At 59.9% G+C, this 15663-nt stretch carries 16 protein-coding genes; 7 read left to right on the top strand and 9 right to left on the bottom strand.

Translation table 11 applies throughout. The features are described from left to right. Positions 1 to 22: 22 nt before the first annotated feature. From VFW72_RS07210 to gloA, 5 genes are all read left to right on the top strand, one after another. Positions 23 to 478: a RidA family protein gene (locus VFW72_RS07210; RefSeq protein WP_329673606.1), complete on the top strand. Its 456-nt coding sequence runs from the start codon at positions 23 to 25 to the stop codon at positions 476 to 478. A gap of 8 nt (positions 479 to 486) precedes the next feature. Further along, positions 487 to 981 carry a disulfide bond formation protein B gene (locus tag VFW72_RS07205; RefSeq protein WP_329673605.1) on the top strand — a complete coding sequence of 165 codons (495 nt, stop codon included), beginning with the start codon at positions 487 to 489 and terminating at the stop codon, positions 979 to 981. After that, entirely contained in the window at positions 974 to 2785 is a 1812-nt protein-coding gene (locus VFW72_RS07200; protein WP_329673604.1) for a bifunctional anthranilate synthase component I family protein/class IV aminotransferase, read from the top strand. The genes VFW72_RS07205 and VFW72_RS07200 overlap by 8 nt, the downstream gene beginning before the upstream one ends. 161 nt (positions 2786 to 2946) lie before the next feature. Further along, positions 2947 to 3513: a fasciclin domain-containing protein gene (locus VFW72_RS07195; protein WP_329673603.1), complete on the top strand. Its 567-nt coding sequence runs from the start codon at positions 2947 to 2949 to the stop codon at positions 3511 to 3513. 93 nt (positions 3514 to 3606) lie between these two features. Then, positions 3607 to 4026: a lactoylglutathione lyase gene (gloA, locus tag VFW72_RS07190; protein ID WP_329673602.1), complete on the top strand. Its 420-nt coding sequence runs from the start codon at positions 3607 to 3609 to the stop codon at positions 4024 to 4026. A gap of 93 nt (positions 4027 to 4119) precedes the next feature. Here the strand turns inward: gloA and aroC are convergent, their stop codons facing one another. From aroC to VFW72_RS07175, 3 genes are all read right to left on the bottom strand, one after another. Then, positions 4120 to 5217, bottom strand: coding sequence for a chorismate synthase (gene aroC, locus VFW72_RS07185; protein WP_329673601.1), 1098 nt, complete (start codon positions 5215 to 5217; stop codon positions 4120 to 4122). A gap of 96 nt (positions 5218 to 5313) precedes the next feature. After that, on the bottom strand, positions 5314 to 5781 hold the full coding sequence (locus VFW72_RS07180) for a CBS domain-containing protein (RefSeq protein WP_329673600.1): 468 nt from the start codon (positions 5779 to 5781) through the stop codon (positions 5314 to 5316). Positions 5782 to 5944: 163 nt separating this feature from the next. After that, positions 5945 to 7189: a YihY family inner membrane protein gene (locus VFW72_RS07175; RefSeq protein WP_329673599.1), complete on the bottom strand. Its 1245-nt coding sequence runs from the start codon at positions 7187 to 7189 to the stop codon at positions 5945 to 5947. Between the two features lie 66 nt (positions 7190 to 7255). Between VFW72_RS07175 and VFW72_RS07170 the strand changes: the two genes are divergently transcribed. Together VFW72_RS07170 and VFW72_RS07165 are read left to right on the top strand one after the other, a co-directional pair. After that, positions 7256 to 7681, top strand: coding sequence for a DUF2069 domain-containing protein (locus VFW72_RS07170; RefSeq protein WP_329673598.1), 426 nt, complete (start codon positions 7256 to 7258; stop codon positions 7679 to 7681). Next, positions 7678 to 9153, top strand: a complete 1476-nt coding sequence (locus VFW72_RS07165) for an FAD-binding oxidoreductase (protein WP_329673597.1) — start codon at positions 7678 to 7680, stop codon at positions 9151 to 9153. Before VFW72_RS07170 ends, VFW72_RS07165 begins: the two co-directional genes overlap by 4 nt. A 45-nt stretch (positions 9154 to 9198) precedes the next feature. Here the strand turns inward: VFW72_RS07165 and VFW72_RS07160 are convergent, their stop codons facing one another. From VFW72_RS07160 to nuoL, 6 genes are read right to left on the bottom strand one after another with little or no spacing between them, the layout of a single operon-like run. Continuing rightward, positions 9199 to 9687 (bottom strand): DUF1178 family protein, encoded by a 489-nt coding sequence (locus VFW72_RS07160; RefSeq protein WP_329673596.1) that lies wholly within the window; start codon positions 9685 to 9687, stop codon positions 9199 to 9201. Between the two features lie 32 nt (positions 9688 to 9719). Continuing rightward, entirely contained in the window at positions 9720 to 10322 is a 603-nt protein-coding gene (locus tag VFW72_RS07155; protein WP_329673595.1) for an NUDIX hydrolase, read from the bottom strand. 3 nt (positions 10323 to 10325) lie between these two features. Beyond that, a complete protein-coding gene (locus VFW72_RS07150) occupies positions 10326 to 10631 on the bottom strand; it encodes a DUF2818 family protein (RefSeq protein ID WP_329673594.1) in 306 nt (101 codons plus the stop codon). A 23-nt stretch (positions 10632 to 10654) separates the two neighbouring features. Continuing rightward, the gene (nuoN, locus tag VFW72_RS07145; protein ID WP_329673593.1) at positions 10655 to 12136 is read right to left on the bottom strand and encodes an NADH-quinone oxidoreductase subunit NuoN; all 1482 of its coding nucleotides are present in this window, start codon (positions 12134 to 12136) and stop codon (positions 10655 to 10657) included. Positions 12137 to 12149: 13 nt separating this feature from the next. Beyond that, the gene (locus tag VFW72_RS07140) at positions 12150 to 13628 is read right to left on the bottom strand and encodes an NADH-quinone oxidoreductase subunit M (RefSeq protein WP_329673592.1); all 1479 of its coding nucleotides are present in this window, start codon (positions 13626 to 13628) and stop codon (positions 12150 to 12152) included. A gap of 25 nt (positions 13629 to 13653) precedes the next feature. After that, on the bottom strand, positions 13654 to 15654 hold the full coding sequence (gene nuoL, locus VFW72_RS07135) for an NADH-quinone oxidoreductase subunit L (protein ID WP_329673591.1): 2001 nt from the start codon (positions 15652 to 15654) through the stop codon (positions 13654 to 13656). Between the last annotated feature and the right edge of the window lie 9 nt (positions 15655 to 15663).

Raw genomic sequence — 15663 nt, 5'->3', positions numbered from 1 at the left:
TTCAGGCGCGCCGCCCAAAATCATGTCCATCAACGCCCGACTCCAAGAACTCGGCATCACCCTGCCGCCCGTTGCCATTCCCGCCGCTTCGTATGTGCCTTACGCACAAACTGGCAAGACCATTTTTCTGTCGGGCCACATCGCCAAGAAAGACGGAAAAGTGTGGGTGGGCAAACTCGGCCAGGACATGAATACCGAAGAAGGCAAGCTGGCGGCTCGCGCCGTGGCCATCGACCTGCTGGGCACGCTGGCTGTGGCTGCCAAGGGCCTCGACAACGTCGTGCGCATTGTCAAGGTCATGAGCTTGGTCAATAGCACCCAGGACTTCACTGAGCACCACCTGGTCACCAATGGCTGCTCCGAACTGCTCGGCGAAGTATTTGGCGAAAAAGGCGTGCACGCTCGCAGCGCCTTCGGCGTCGCCCAGGTCCCTCTGGGCGCTTGCGTTGAAATCGAACTGATCGCCGAAGTGGCCTGATTGTCATCATGCTGATCAACTGGCGCGCCCCCCGTCTTTGGCTCTTCGGTTTGGGCCTGGTCTGCGCTGCATCCGTGGCACTGGCCCTGGTCGCACAGCACCGTTTCGGCATGGAGCCTTGTCCCTGGTGCATCTTGCAGCGCATGCAGATCATGGCCATCGGGTCGCTGGCCCTTCTGGCCGCTGCAGCCCCAGTCAAATGGGCTCGCCAACTGCTGTCCCTGCTGCTCATTCCCCTGGCGGCATCCGGTGCCGCTGCGGCGCTGTGGCAGCACTTCGTGGCCGCCAAAACCAACTCCTGCGCCCTGACCCTGGCCGACCGCATCATCACCACCATCGGGCTGGACTCACGCTGGCCTGACATCTTCGAAGTGCGCGCCACGTGTGCTGATGCGGCGGTGAGCGTCCTGGGCGTGCCGTTCGAGTTCTGGTCTCTGGCCCTCTTTCTGATGACCGTGGCCATCGCCGCACTGGCGTTCTGGCGCGGCCGCCAAGGTGACTGACACCCCCGTCAACCGCCCGATCGCATGGGTGGACTTTCCCAGCAGCCAGGCCCCCGATGCACCGCGCCTGAAGCGCTGCTTCGGACCGGCCAAAGCCTGGCTTCTCGCCTGGCAGCCCGAGGAGGTACCGGAAGTCCTCGCACAAGCTCACGCCCAAGCTCAGCAGGGCGCCTGGTGCGTCGGCTGGGTCGCTTACGAGGCGGCCTCGGCTTGGAATCCAGATCTGCCGGTCAAAACCTTGGCCCGCCAGCAGCCGTACGCTGCCTGGGCCGTGTTTGATCAGGCCCATCCTTGGCCACAGTTCTCTCCTGGTCACGAACCCGAACACACATGGCAGCTCGGCCCCTGGCAGGCAGGCTGGTCAGAGCCAGACATCCATCGCCACATCGAAACCATCCTTGACTGGATTCGACAAGGTGACGTCTATCAGGTCAACCTCACGGATCGTCTGTCGGGCCCGTTCCAAGGCAACCTGGAGGCTTGCTTCCAGGCGCTGTGGCGCGCCCAGCCCGCAGGCTATGCCCTCATGCTCGATGCCTCGGCCGCTGGTGCCGGGGCTGTCCTCAGCGCCTCGCCCGAGCTGTTTTTCGACTGGCACCAGGGCACCCTCACCACGAGGCCGATGAAGGGCACCGCCCCGCGCGCCTTCGATGCCGAAGCCGATCTGCAAGCGAGACAGCACCTTGCCAGCAGCGCCAAGGAACGCGCCGAAAACCTGATGATCGTCGATTTGCTGCGCAACGACCTGTCGCGGGTGGCACGTACGGGTACGGTGACGGTGCCGTCGCTGTTCGACGTGCAAGCCTTGCCCACCGTGTGGCAAATGACCTCCACCATCACGGCTTCCAGCCGTGAGGGCACGACAATCAACGACATCCTCTCCGCGTTGTTTCCCTGCGGCTCGGTCACCGGTGCGCCCAAACGCCAGGCCATGCGTCGCATCGCCGAACTCGAGCCGACGCCCAGAGGTGTGTACTGCGGCGCCAGCGGCATCATGCAACCCGGCGGGCAAGTCACCCTGAACGTCCCCATCCGCACGGTCTACATCGATACCCAAGCGCAGCCCATGGCCGCCACCTGCGGCATTGGCAGCGGCATCACACTTGACGCCACCGGCGAAGGCGAGGCCCGCGAATGGATGGCGAAGCGCTCCTTCCTGGCCCGCGCTGCCGCGCCGTTCCAGCTTCTCGAGTCATTCAGGCTAGAAGACGGCGCACTGGCTCGTCGCGACCTGCATCTGGCGCGCATCCTGCGGGCCGCTTCGGCCTTCCACTTCATCGACGACACCACCCGCCTGCGACTGGCTCAGAACATTGACCAAGAGCTTGACCGCCTTTGCGCTGAGCACCCCAGGGGCACATTCAAGGCACGGCTACTCGTTGATGCACATGGGCAAGTACAGGTTGAAGCCGCCCCATTAGCCACACCCGCAAGTCCATTGCGAGTGGCACTGGCGTCAGCCCCCATGCCCCCCGCCGACGCCTTCATCTGGCACAAGACCACGCATCGAGTGGCCTACGCGCGCCACGCCCCGCCGCAGGGCTTTTTTGACACCCTGCTCTACAACCAGGCGCAAGAACTCACCGAGTTCACAATCGGCAACCTGGCCATCGAGCTCGATGGGCAATGGCTCACCCCCGCCACACACTGCGGCTTACTACCCGGCGTGATGCGACAAAGCCTGCTGGCCGAGGGACACCTCCGAGAAGCGGTCATCCACCTCCATGACCTGCCTCGCGCCACCGGACTGGCCTTGATCAACAGCGTTCGGGGCTGGGTTCCCGTGGCGCTTCAGCGCCCCTGACCACCCACCTCTCCCATCGCCCGCTATTCCCTTGCTTGTCGTGTGGTCAAACCACGCGTGCGACTTTTTTGAGCAAAATAATACCGATCAGTTCACAATACGACTGATTGGTCCCGATGCATACAGATCGGTTTCAAAACGAAACACACAACAGGCAAGACATGAAGCACTACACCCGCAAGTTCACCTTCTCCGTTCAAGCCGCTGTGGCTGGCGTGGCCATGGCCGCCGGCCTGCTGGCCAGCCCCGCGGCACAAGCCACCGGCCTACCTTGGTCAAACTATGTGAAATGCCGCAACACCCAACTGACCGAGTTCCCTGGCACCATCGTGGACGCGGCCGTGGCCACGCCTGAACTGAGCACCTTGGTCAGCCTGGTACAAGCCGCCAACCTCGTCGGCCCACTGGCCGGCAAGGGCCCCTTGACCGTATTCGCTCCCACCAACGCCGCCTTTTCCAAGGTGCCAGCCCCACTGCTTAACCTGATCGGCAGTGACATCAACTTGCTGACCTCGGTGTTGACCTACCACGTCACCACCGCCCATGCCGACCCACGTCGCAACCTGATCCCCACGCAAGTGAAGACCCTGCAAGGCCAAACCGTTTACCTGGGGTTTGATGCCGATGGCGCATCGGTGAACCAGTCCACCGCCAACTGCAAGGGCGTCAAGACCACCAACGGTACCGTCTGGCTGATTGACAGCGTCCTGCTGCCTCAGTTCAAGTAAGTCGATTGATGCCAGGGTTGTTGCGCGGCGCCCCGGCGCCGTCATCGCAACCCTGGCAGACTCAGGGTTTTCGCACTCAAGACCCCAAGCACCATGCGCATCCTGCACACCATGCTCCGCGTTGGCGACCTCCAGCGCTCCATCGACTTCTATACCCAGGTCATGGGCATGACCCTGCTGCGAACGACAGACCGTCCTGACCAGCAATACACGCTGGCCTTTCTGGGTTATGGCCGCAACCCTGAACACGCAGAAATCGAACTGACCTACAACTACGGGGTCACCCAATACGAACTGGGCACCGCTTACGGGCACATCGCCGTCGGCGTCGACAACGCTGCAGCCGTCTGCGATGCCGTGCGCGCGAAAGCCGCTGCGCTGGGTGGTGCCGTCACCCGTGAAGCCGGCCCGGTCAAAGGCGGCCAGACCGTCATTGCGTTCATCACGGACCCGGATGGCTACAAGATCGAGCTGATCGAACGCCCCGACACCGCCTCAGAACTCAGCAACTGAGCCCGGCTTGCCACAAAAGAAAAGGCCTCGATCAGAGGCCTTTGTCGTTTCCGATGGGGCGCCGCACCCCTCGGTCTCTCGGTATGGACCGAATCAGCGGTGGGCGGGAATCGCCGGAGTGGCCACGTGGACGTCGCCGCACTGAGCGCGGTGCTGCAAAGCATGGTCGATCAACACCAACGCCAGCATGGCTTCGGCAATCGGTGTGGCACGAATACCCACGCACGGATCGTGGCGCCCGAAAGTTTCCACGGTGGCAGGCTGCCCGTCCAGGTCAATCGACTGGCGCGGAATCCGAATGGAACTGGTCGGCTTGATCGCCATCGACACACGCAGGTCTTGTCCGGTCGACATGCCCCCCAAAACCCCACCGGAATGGTTCGAACCAAATCCTTCGGGGGTCAGTTCGTCGCCATGCTCGCTACCGCGCTGGGTGACGCAACCAAAGCCCGCACCAATCTCCACGCCCTTGACCGCATTGATGCCCATCATGGCGTACGCAATGTCGGCATCGAGTTTGTCGAACAAAGGCTGCCCCCAGCCCACTGGCAGCCCACTGGCTTCCACCATCAGGCGAGCGCCACAGGAATCACCCGCCTTGCGCAATTCGTCCATGTAGGACTCCAATGCCGCAATTTGACTGACGTTAGGCGCAAAAAATGGGTTGTTGGGCACATGCTCCCAGCCCTCATGGGCGATCTCAATCGCGCCCAACTGCGTCATGCAGCCGCGAATGGCAATGCCATGGTGCTCCTTCAGCCACTTCTTGGCCACAGCGCCGGCCGCGACCATGGGCGCCGTCAAACGCGCCGAAGAGCGGCCACCACCACGCGGATCACGAATGCCATATTTGTGCCAGTAGGTGTAGTCAGCGTGCCCAGGACGGAAGGTCTGGACAATGTTGCCGTAGTCCTTGCTGCGCTGGTCGGTATTGCGAATCAGCAGCGCGATGGGCGTACCGGTTGTCTTGCCCTCGTAGACCCCGCTGAGGATTTCCACCGCATCGGGCTCATTTCGCTGCGTCACGTGACGCGAGGTGCCTGGGCGACGACGATCCAGATCAGGCTGGATATCGGCTTCAGACAATTCCATGCCTGGAGGGCACCCGTCAATGACGCAGCCAATGGCCGGGCCGTGCGACTCGCCAAAGTTGGTAACGGTGAACAGAAGACCAAAAGAGCTGCCAGACATAGCGCCAACCAGAATTTCAAACGCGAAACCGCTATTGTCTCGTGAAAACGCCCGGACATGCCGGGCGCCTTGCACACATCAGACCGCCGTCAGGGGTCACAACAACACACGGCGCTCTGCGGCCGTCTCGTCTTCCACGGGCCAATCGCGGATGTAGGCCTTGAGCATGCGGTTTTCGAAATCCTGACTATCGACCACGGCCTTGGCCACGTCATAGAAAGAAATCACCCCCATCAAGGTCTTGTGCGTCATCACCGGCATGTAGCGCGCATGGTGATTCAGCATCATCCGACGCACTTCGTCGATCTCGGTTTCTGGAGTGCAGATCAATGGATGATCGTCCATCACCGAGCGCACCGTGCCAGCCACAGTGCCACCGGCACGCACCACTGCCTGAATCACTTCGCGGAATGTGAGCATGCCGACCAGATCACCGTGCTCCATGACGACCAAAGAACCGATGTCATGCTCGGCCATGGTCTTGGCTGCATCAGCCAGGGGCTGATCAGGCATGACAGTGAAAAGGGTACTGCCTTTGACACGCAGGATATCGCTGACTTTCATGGTCTGTCTCCTCGATCAAGTTGTGCAAGCAGGTGCAGGACAGTCGGCTGAAACATATTGCCTCAAGCCACAGCCTGAGCCAATAGGATCAGATGGAAGCAAGGGCAAAAAAATAGGGCCGAACCCGCAAAGTCACGCACTCGACGGCATTGACGAGTGGCGATCAATCTGAAATCGCTTGCGCCAGCGTGATCTCATCCAATTTCGCTGCGGCCCAGAATCCCACCGTAAACCCATCGGGTTGCAGCAAGACCCTCCCCAGCAAGGGAGCCAGTTCCGTCAAGGCAGGATCGCACAGCAACACATAACGCCCCCCCTGCTCTTCGTTTGCATCATCCAGCAGACCGACCCAATCCAGTTCGATCAACAACTCCAGAACCGGCTCAATCTGCAAGGGGTCGGTTTTCAGTCGATCGGCCAAAGCCTCGGCGCTGAACCCCCGCTGAGGCTGATGCTGAACACCCGCCAAGGTCTTGAGCACCGCCAGGCAAATCTGAAAGCGCTGCCCCGGTGTGTCCGGCCAGCGCTTGACCTGCGACACCAGACTGGGCGTGTAGGCCGCCACCACGGCCCCCATCAACACGGTCACCCAGCTCACATAAATCCACACCAGAAAAATGGGTACGGCTGCGAAGGCCCCATAGATGGTGGCGTAAACCGGCACCTTGCCCAGATACAGCGCCAAGCCCTTTTGAGCCAACTCCAGGCCACCCGAGGCAAAAATGGCGCCTGCCCAGGCGTGCTCCCAACGGACAAACGTGTTGGGGACGTATTTGTAGAGGGCGGCAAAACCGGCCGTCTGCATGCAGAACACCACCAGGCTCAACAGGAAACCGACGCCGCCCGGCACCGCATCCACCCACCCTCGGGAGGCCGATAGCAAATACGACGTGACCGAGAGGCTGGCGCCAATCATCAGCGGCCCCAGAGTCAATGCTGCCCAATACACCAGCACACGCTGAGCAATGGGCCGCACCCGACGTACCCGCCAGATGCCATTGAGGGTGTGGTCAATCGTCAGCATCAAAGCCATGGCCGTCAGACCCAGGGCCACCATGCCCACGCCACCCAACTGACTGGCCTTGCCCGTGAACTTGCCCATCGACAGCAAAACCTGCTTGGCAATGGCGTCAGGCACCCACGCGGTGATGAACTCCTGTTCCACCGCCTTGCGAAACCGAGAAAACACCGGAAACGCACTGAACAAGGCCAACATGACGGTAGCCAGAGGCACCAGCGCAATCGTGGTGGTAAAAGTCAGGCTACCCGCCGTCAGCCCCAGCCGGTCTTCACGAAAACGTTGGCGCAGGGTATGAATGGTCTGCATCCACGGCCACTGCTGCAGGGTCGCGATCAGAAGCGCCCAGCGATGCTGCGCCGCCTGCCATTTCGTCCATTTGGAAATCATCTGGCTATGATGCCAGCCGCAACGGCTAAAGTTGCGCTTTGCCGTAGATCCGAGACACCCCAGTCCATGTCAGACAACCAAGCCCCTGAGTCCCTCATTGTGGGAGAACACCCACCAGAGCGTCGCCGCACCATCGAACACCTGCGCATCGTTTCCCTGCTCTGCGTGGTGGGCCTCATCGTCCTGGGTCTAGCCTGGGAACTCAAGCTCGCCCCGCTGGCCGGCGGCACTGGCGCCCTCGCCTTCAAAGTGCTGCCGCTCACCTTGGCACTCTCGGGGCTTCTGAAACACCGCCTTTACACCTATCGCTGGCTCTCGCTGCTGGTCTGGCTGTACTTCACCGAAGGTGTGGTCCGCGCCACCAGCGACCACGGCCTGTCTCAGCAACTGGCCATCATCGAAACCGCGCTCAGCGTGGCGCTGTTCGCCGCCTGCGCCATTTACGTGCGCTTGCGTTTACGCGTACTCCCCCCCAAGGCGCCAAAGTCATGACACAACCGTCCAGGGCCGGTTTGCTGGACGATCTGCGCGCCCGCTTCCCCGCTCTGCCGCTGATCGGCCCCGATCAGGTCGAATCTGATCGCCTGCCGTACGAGCAAGACTGGCGCAAGCGGTATCAAGGTCGGGCTCTGGCCATCGTGTTCCCTGGCTCAAGCCTCGAAGTGCAAGAGATCGTCCGCTGGTGCGGCATGAACCAAGTCTCGCTGGTCCCCCAAGGAGGCAACACCAGTCTGGTCGGGGGCTCGGTCCCGAACGAGTCGGGCACTCAACTGGTGCTCAACCTCCGGCGCATGAATCGCGTTCTGGCTGTCGATGCAAACAACCTCTCCATCAGCGTGGAAGCGGGCTGCACGCTGCAACAGGTTCAGGATGCGGCCATTGACGCCGGCCTGCTGTTCCCCCTGAGTCTCGCCTCGGAGGGCAGTTGCACCATTGGCGGCAACCTCGCCACCAATGCAGGAGGCACTCAGGTGCTGCGCTTTGGAACCGCCAGAGATCTCTGCCTCGGAGTCGAGGCCGTCACGGCAGAAGGCAGCGTCCTGAATGACCTCCGCTCACTGCGCAAAGACAACACCGGCTACGCCACCAAAGATTTGCTGATTGGCTCCGAAGGCACGCTGGCCGTGATCACCGCCGCCACGCTGAGACTGTTCCCTCGACCTCGCTCGCAACAAGCCGCTCTGATCACCTGCGCCGACATCCAGGCTGCCGTCAGCCTATTGGCACTGGCCCGCAAGCACCTGGACGCAAACCTCACCGGCTTCGAAGTCATTCACCGCGATGCCTACCAGATCGCCCAGCGCCACACGCCAACGCAAGCCCGTGTGGCCGACACCCTGATGTCTACCACTGAGGGCGAGGCGCCCGACTGGCTGATCCTGCTCGACGCTGCGGGCCCGCAATCTGCAGAGTCACTGCAGACCACACTGGAAGAGTTGCTCAGCAACGCAATGCATCAAGGTTTGGCTTTGAACGCCACACTCAGCACCAACCAGCACCAATACCGCGCGATGTGGCAACTCCGCGAAACCATCCCCATGGCCGAGAAAATCGAAGGGCAAATGGTCAAGCACGACATCGCAATACCGACCTCAGCCGTGCCGGCCTTCGTACAAACCTGTCGAACGCGCCTGGCCGCAGCCATCCCAGGCTGCCGCATCGTCTGCTTTGGCCACCTTGGCGACGGCAACCTTCACTACAACGTACAGGCCCCATCCGGCATGCCCGACCATGACTTCTTGCGGTTGTACGAGCAATCAGTCAACCAGATCGTGTACGACCTGGTTCAAGAACTCCAGGGGACCTTGTCTGCAGAGCATGGCATTGGTCAACTCAAAAAGGCCGAACTCGCCGCTCGGGCCGACCCCGTTCGCCTTCGATGGATGCGCACGATCAAACAGTCGCTCGACCCACTAGGCCTGATGAACCCTGGGCGCGTCATCGATTCCGACGCGGCAAACTGATCCGGTCACGTAGGCAACACCCCCGACCAAGAAGCCATGCGATCGTTACTGCACGGGCCCCTTCAGGGCATCGGGCACAACGAAACTGACCACGTCAATGCCCTCTTCCCTCAAGGATTCAGCCTCTTGTGGAGTAGCCTGACCACGGATGGGCCTCGGTGGTTCTTCCCCGTGGTGCATCTTGCGCGTCTCATCCACAAAGCGATCACCCACATCTTCGGTCGACTGAATCACTTGCCGCACCGCATGCAGGTAGGCCGATTGCAACTCACGCACCACCTCATTCGCATCGGGGCTCAATCCGGTCATTCGGGAGGGCTCCTCAGGTTGAGCCAATCGCTGCGGCGCCGAGCCGCCCTCGCCTACACCGTTTCGGTTGTACCGGGTGGCTGAAGGCAAGCGTTGAACTTCTTGCCGACCGCAAACGGGGCAGCTCAATAGGCCGCGAGCCTGCTGGGATGAGAGATCATCCGCAGACTGAAACCAACCCTCGAAACGGTGCCCATCGGCACACACCAGATCGACAACCAGCATGGCTTACTCACCGGTCTGAAGCCCAGACCGTCTCAATCTACAGTCTGCCAGTCGAACTGGCAATGACCCGCGCGCCAACGCTGCAGCCACATCATGCCCACGATCGTCTTGGCATCGGTCAACTGGCCTGCCTGCATCCATGCTTCCAGTTGGTCCTGGGACGCCGCAAACACATCCAGGAACTCACCCTCGTCCAGGTGGCGCTGCTCCAACGTCAATTCGTCAGCGAACCAGATTTCAATGACCTCGGTGGCATAGCCAATAACCGGATGCATGACCCCTGCTCTGGCCCAACGCCTGGCACGGTAGCCAGTCTCCTCGTGGAGTTCACGCTGTGCGCAGGCCAATCCCCCCTCGCCCGCATCCAGCTTGCCAGCAGGGAATTCAATCATGGTCTGCCGTACCGGGTAGCGATACTGGCGCTCCATCACCAAACGCCCATCAGGCAACACTGCCACGATCATCACCGCACCGGGGTGAATCACATATTCCCGAGCGGCCCGCCCACCATCGGGCAAGGCAATTTCATCGCGTTTGAGTTGGAGGAAGTGGCCCTGATAGACGGTCTGAGAAGAAACCGTGGTTTCCCGGAGATGCGCGTCATCGTCTCCGAACGGAGGCTTCGAAACGTCCATGACTCAATGACGGCGCAAGTAACGCCACACAAAGCCCGGAAACGCGAAGGTGGCGACCACGCACACCCACACGGCCACGAACTCCCAGCGCAGGGGGCTCACCTGTCCCAGGTGAGATTCCAGCGTCCGGCCAATCACGGCGGTCACAGCCGTGAAGACCAGCAACTCGATCAAGCGCCACGCCACAGACTTGGGCGAACGCCTCGGGCCGACCACAAAAATGCGGTCCGAGAAAAATGGCAAATTGGCCAGCAACAGGGTCACCACAAGGACCACTGCCACTGACCAAGTTGGAACCAATCCAGGCATGGGATTCGATTCAGCTACAAAAATCAGCCAGCCAGAGACTGGGTGATGGCGCGCGCGCACAGCGCCATCAGGCCACCGGGCAAGACACCCAAGACAAGAACAGCCAGCGCATTCACCGACAACAGCGCACGAGCCTGGCTGCCTTCGTTGAGCGGCGTTGGATCGACCGGCTCGTCAAAGTACATCACCTTGACCACACGCAGGTAGTAGAACGCCCCCACCAGCGACAACAGCACAGCCAAAATCGACACTTGCAACAGCAAGGGCGAGTTGGTGGTGATCAGCGCCTGCAGCACAGCCAGCTTGGCATAGAAACCGGCGGTCGGTGGAATGCCAGCCAGGGAGAACATGAATACGGCCATCACACCAGCCAGCAATGGGCTGCGCTTGTTCAAACCGGCCAGATCAGAGATCTGCTCCGATTCAAAGCCTGGGCGAGCCAACAGCATGATCAAGCCGAAGGTACCGAGGGTGGTCAGCACATAGATCAGGATGTAGAACAGCGACGAGCCATAGCCGTTACCAGCCGACACAGTGTTGCCCGACACCACGCTAGGCACAAAGCCCAGCAGCATGAAGCCCAGCTGAGCAATACCCGAGTACGCCAGCATGCGCTTGAGATTGGTCTGAGCAATCGCCGCCAGGTTACCGATGGTCATGGACAAAACAGCCAGGATCATCAACATCTGTTGCCAGTCGGTCGCGGTATTGATCAGGCCTTCGACCAGCAGACGGATGGTGATCGCGAAAGCGGCCAGCTTGGGAGCACCGGCCACCAGCAGCGTGGCAGCTGTGGGGGCGCCTTGGTACACGTCAGGTACCCACATGTGGAAAGGCACCACACCCAGTTTGAATGCGAGACCGGCCACGATGAAGACCAAGCCAAACGCCAACACTTGCTTGTTGATCTGACCAGTCAGGGTCGCCTTGTAAACCTCGCTGAGGTCCAGCGAACCGGTGGCACCGTACATCATCGACAGGCCGTACAGCAAGAAACCACTGGCCAACGCACCCAGTACGAAGTACTTCATTGCCGCTTCCGTCGCGGTCGCGTTGTCACGACGCAGTGCCACCAGAGCGTACAAGGACAGGGACATCAACTCCAGACCCAGATAGATGGTCAGGAAGTTGTTGCCAATGATCATGATCGAGATGCCCAGCAGCGACAGCATGCTCAGAGAGAACAGCTCGCCCTTGAGCATTTCACGATCACCCGCGTAGCTTTGCGCATAGACCAAGCTGGCCATCACCGCCAGCGTCGCACAGAACGACAGCAGGTGCGACATGGGATCGGTCACCACCATGCCCTGCATGGCGTAGGCCGAAGCGGGGTTATCGATGTGGGCCAAGTGCAAGCCGGCCACACCTGCCAGCGACAACAGCGACAACCAGTAGGTTGGGCGGCGGCGCGGGCAAGTCACGAACAGATCCACCAGGGCCACCAAGCAGGCCATCCCCAGCAGCAGGATTTCAGGCGTCACCGCCAGCCAATTCAAGTTATTCATAGGGGGTTGGCCTTCAGTTCAACTTGCTAATCGACACGTGCTTGATCAGCTCGGTCACAGACACATGCATTGCATCGGTGAAGGGCTTGGGCTGGATACCCATCCACAGCACGGCCGCAGCCAGGAGAGCCAGAATCAGGAACTCACGGGCATTGATGTCTTTCAACTCACGAACGTGGTCATTGGTGACATCACCGAAATACACGCGCTTGTACATCCACAGGGTGTAAGCCGCGCCAAAAATCAAGGCAGTGGCAGCCAGCAGACCGATCACGAAATCGTACTTCACGGCACCCAGAATCACCATCCACTCGCCCACGAAACCAGCGGTACCCGGCAGGCCGCAGTTGGCCATCGAGAACAGCAAGGCAAACGCGGCGAACTTCGGCATGGTGTTGACCACACCACCATAGCTGGCAATTTCACGCGAGTGAACGCGGTCGTACAACACACCAATGCTCAGGAACATGGCGCCGGACACGAAGCCGTGGGAAATCATCTGCACCAGACCACCGGAAATACCCAGCTCGTTGAAGATGAAGAAACCCAGGGTCACGAAACCCATGTGCGCAATCGACGAATAGGCCACCAGCTTCTTCATGTCTTGCTGAACCATCGCCACCAGACCGATGTAGATCACACCGATCAGCGACAGCGTGATCACCACGGGGGCAAACTCATGAGACGCATCGGGAACGATGGGCAACATGAAACGCAGGAAGCCGTAGCAACCCAGCTTCAGCATGATGGCCGCCAGCACAGCTGAGCCACCAGTCGGCGCTTCAACGTGCACATCAGGCAACCAGGTGTGAACCGGGAACATCGGCACCTTCACAGCAAATGCCGCAAAGAATGCGCCGAACAGCAAGGCCTGCGGTGTAGCTGCCAAAGGCAGCTTCTGCCAAGTCAGGATGTCGAAGCTGCCACCCGACTTGTAGTACAGGTACACCAGCGCCACCAACATCAGCAGCGAGCCCAACAAGGTGTACAGGAAGAACTTGAAGGCTGCATACACGCGACGTGGGCCACCCCAGACACCAATGATGATGTACATCGGAATCAGGGTCGCCTCGAAGAACACGTAGAACAGCAGACCGTCCAGCGCAGAAAACACACCAATCATCAGACCCGACAGGATCAGGAAGGCGCCGTAATACTGATGTGGACGATCTTCGATCACTTCCCAACCGGCCAGCACCACGATGACGGTGATGAAAGCAGTCAGAGGCACGAACCACATGGAAATGCCGTCGACCCCCAGGTGATAGAACACATTGAAGCGTTCAATCCAGGAAGCGTGTTCGACAAACTGCATCGCAGCGGTGCCGTTATCAAACTGCGTCATCAGAGGGACGGTGACGGCAAAGCCGATGATCGAGCCGATCAATGCCACCCACTTGGTCACAGTGGCATTTTCCTGGCGACCGATCGCCAGCAACAAGATCCCGAACGCCACCGGGATCCAGATGGCCAGAGAAAGAATATTGGACATGGTTTGCATGTGCTGGTCCCCGCGCTCAGTGATGCAAGAAGGCGAACCAAGTCATGAGGGCGAACACCCCCAGGATCATGACCAGCGCGTAGTGATAGAGATAACCGGTCTGGAACAGACGCACGATCGAACCGATCAGGCCCACCAACTTGGCAGAACCGTTCACGATCAGGCCATCAATCAGGCCCACATCACCGATCTTCCAGAAGCCACGGCCAATCAGGCGAGCCCCGGCGGCGATGATGTTTTCGTTGATCCAATCCAGGAAGTACTTGTTTTCGCCAATGACGATCAGCGGACGCAAGACCTTGGCAAACATGGCAGGAATCTGCGGAGCGACCATGTAGAACACGAACGCCGTCACCACACCAGCCAAAGCCAGGAAGAAAGGCAGAGTCGTGAAGCCATGCAAAGCCATCTCGGTCGCGCCGTGGAACTCACGAGCCAGCTCTTCCATAGCAGGGTGAGCTTCGAGGTTGATGGTCACAGCGTCCTTGAGGAAATCGCCAAACAGTTCAGGCTGGATGGTGAAGTAACCAATCGCCACGGACGGAATCGCCAACAAGATCAGCGGCAGAGTGACCACCCAGGGAGACTCGTGCGGGGTGTGATCGTGCCCATGACCATCGTCGTGGTGATCGTGCTCGCCCGGGAACGGCTTGTGATGGAAGTTTTCCTTGCCATGGAAGACCAGGAAATACATCCGGAAGCTGTAGAAAGCGGTCACGAACACGCCCACGATCACGGCAAAGTAGGCAAATCCTGCGGCTGGCAAGTGGCTGGCGTGCACGGCCTCGATGATCGAGTCCTTAGAGTAGAAGCCCGAGAAGAAAGGCGTACCGATCAGGGCCAAAGAGCCGATCAAGGACGTGATCCAGGTGATCTTCATGTACTTCCACAGGCCACCCATGTTGCGGATGTCCTGATCGTGGTGCATACCAATGATCACGGAGCCGGCACCGAGGAACAGCAGCGCCTTGAAGAAGGCGTGGGTCATCAAGTGGAACACAGCCACGTTGTAGGCCGACACCCCCAGCGCCACGGTCATGTAACCCAGCTGGGAGAGCGTGGAGTAGGCCACCACACGCTTGATGTCGTTCTGGATGATGCCCAGGAAACCCATGAACAAGGCCGTGATCGAGCCAATCACCAAAATGAAGTTCAAGGCGGTGTCAGACAGCTCGAACAAGGGCGACATGCGAGTCACCATGAAGATGCCAGCCGTCACCATCGTGGCCGCGTGAATCAGCGCCGAGATAGGTGTAGGACCTTCCATCGAGTCGGGCAGCCACACATGCAGAGGGAACTGAGCCGACTTACCCATGGCACCGATGAACAAACAGATGCAGATCACGGTGATCAGCTGCCAACCCATGTACGGGAAAGGTTGCCCAGCCAATTCAGGTGCCTTGGCAAAAATCTCGGTGTAGTTCAGCGTGCCGGTGTAAGCCAGGATCAAACCAATGCCCAGGATGAAGCCAAAGTCACCCACGCGGTTGACCAGGAAGGCCTTCATGTTGGCAAAGATGGCCGTAGGCTTCTTGAACCAGAAACCAATCAGCAGATACGACACCAGGCCCACTGCTTCCCAGCCGAAGAACAGCTGCAGCAGGTTGTTGCTCATCACGAGCATCAACATGGAGAAGGTGAACAGCGAGATGTACGAGAAGAAGCGCTGATAGCCAGGATCTTCTTCCATGTAGCCAATGGTGTAGACGTGCACCATCAGGGACACGAAGGTCACCACGCACATCATCATGGCGGTAAGGCCGTCGACCATGAAGCCGACTTCCATCTTCAGGGTACCCAGTGTCATCCACTCGTAAACCGTCTGGTTGAAACGAGCGCCGTTCATGACCTCTTGCAAAGTCATGACCGAAATGATGAACGAAACCAGGACACCAAGGATGGTGATCACGTGGGCACCGCGACGGCCGATGACTTTGCCGAACAGGCCGGCAGCAATCGAGCCAACCAGCGGAGCCAGAGGCACCGCCAGCAGCGAGTTGAGAGAGAGCTCAGACATTCTTGTGGT

It is taken from the genome of Aquabacterium sp. (assembly GCF_036273115.1).
Taxonomy (GTDB): Bacteria; Pseudomonadota; Gammaproteobacteria; order Burkholderiales; family Burkholderiaceae_C; genus Aquabacterium.
Note: the sequence above shows the minus strand (reverse complement) of the source record. Positions and strands in the feature narration are given on the sequence as shown.

Excerpts from the sequence above, each read along its gene's own strand:
- VFW72_RS07175 (WP_329673599.1), bottom strand. The coding sequence starts at position 7,189 with ATGATTTCCAAATGGACGAAATGGCAGGCGGCGCAGCATCGCTGGGCG.
- VFW72_RS07210 (WP_329673606.1), top strand. The coding sequence starts at position 23 with ATGTCCATCAACGCCCGACTCCAAGAACTCGGCATCACCCTGCCGCCC.
- VFW72_RS07155 (WP_329673595.1), bottom strand. The coding sequence starts at position 10,322 with ATGGACGTTTCGAAGCCTCCGTTCGGAGACGATGACGCGCATCTCCGG.
- aroC (WP_329673601.1), bottom strand. The coding sequence starts at position 5,217 with ATGTCTGGCAGCTCTTTTGGTCTTCTGTTCACCGTTACCAACTTTGGC.
- VFW72_RS07140 (WP_329673592.1), bottom strand. The coding sequence starts at position 13,628 with ATGTCCAATATTCTTTCTCTGGCCATCTGGATCCCGGTGGCGTTCGGG.
- VFW72_RS07205 (WP_329673605.1), top strand. The coding sequence starts at position 487 with ATGCTGATCAACTGGCGCGCCCCCCGTCTTTGGCTCTTCGGTTTGGGC.
- VFW72_RS07195 (WP_329673603.1), top strand. The coding sequence starts at position 2,947 with ATGAAGCACTACACCCGCAAGTTCACCTTCTCCGTTCAAGCCGCTGTG.
- gloA (WP_329673602.1), top strand. The coding sequence starts at position 3,607 with ATGCGCATCCTGCACACCATGCTCCGCGTTGGCGACCTCCAGCGCTCC.
- VFW72_RS07150 (WP_329673594.1), bottom strand. The coding sequence starts at position 10,631 with ATGCCTGGATTGGTTCCAACTTGGTCAGTGGCAGTGGTCCTTGTGGTG.
- VFW72_RS07160 (WP_329673596.1), bottom strand. The coding sequence starts at position 9,687 with ATGCTGGTTGTCGATCTGGTGTGTGCCGATGGGCACCGTTTCGAGGGT.
- VFW72_RS07180 (WP_329673600.1), bottom strand. The coding sequence starts at position 5,781 with ATGAAAGTCAGCGATATCCTGCGTGTCAAAGGCAGTACCCTTTTCACT.
- nuoN (WP_329673593.1), bottom strand. The coding sequence starts at position 12,136 with ATGAATAACTTGAATTGGCTGGCGGTGACGCCTGAAATCCTGCTGCTG.
- VFW72_RS07170 (WP_329673598.1), top strand. The coding sequence starts at position 7,256 with ATGTCAGACAACCAAGCCCCTGAGTCCCTCATTGTGGGAGAACACCCA.
- VFW72_RS07165 (WP_329673597.1), top strand. The coding sequence starts at position 7,678 with ATGACACAACCGTCCAGGGCCGGTTTGCTGGACGATCTGCGCGCCCGC.
- nuoL (WP_329673591.1), bottom strand. The coding sequence starts at position 15,654 with ATGTCTGAGCTCTCTCTCAACTCGCTGCTGGCGGTGCCTCTGGCTCCG.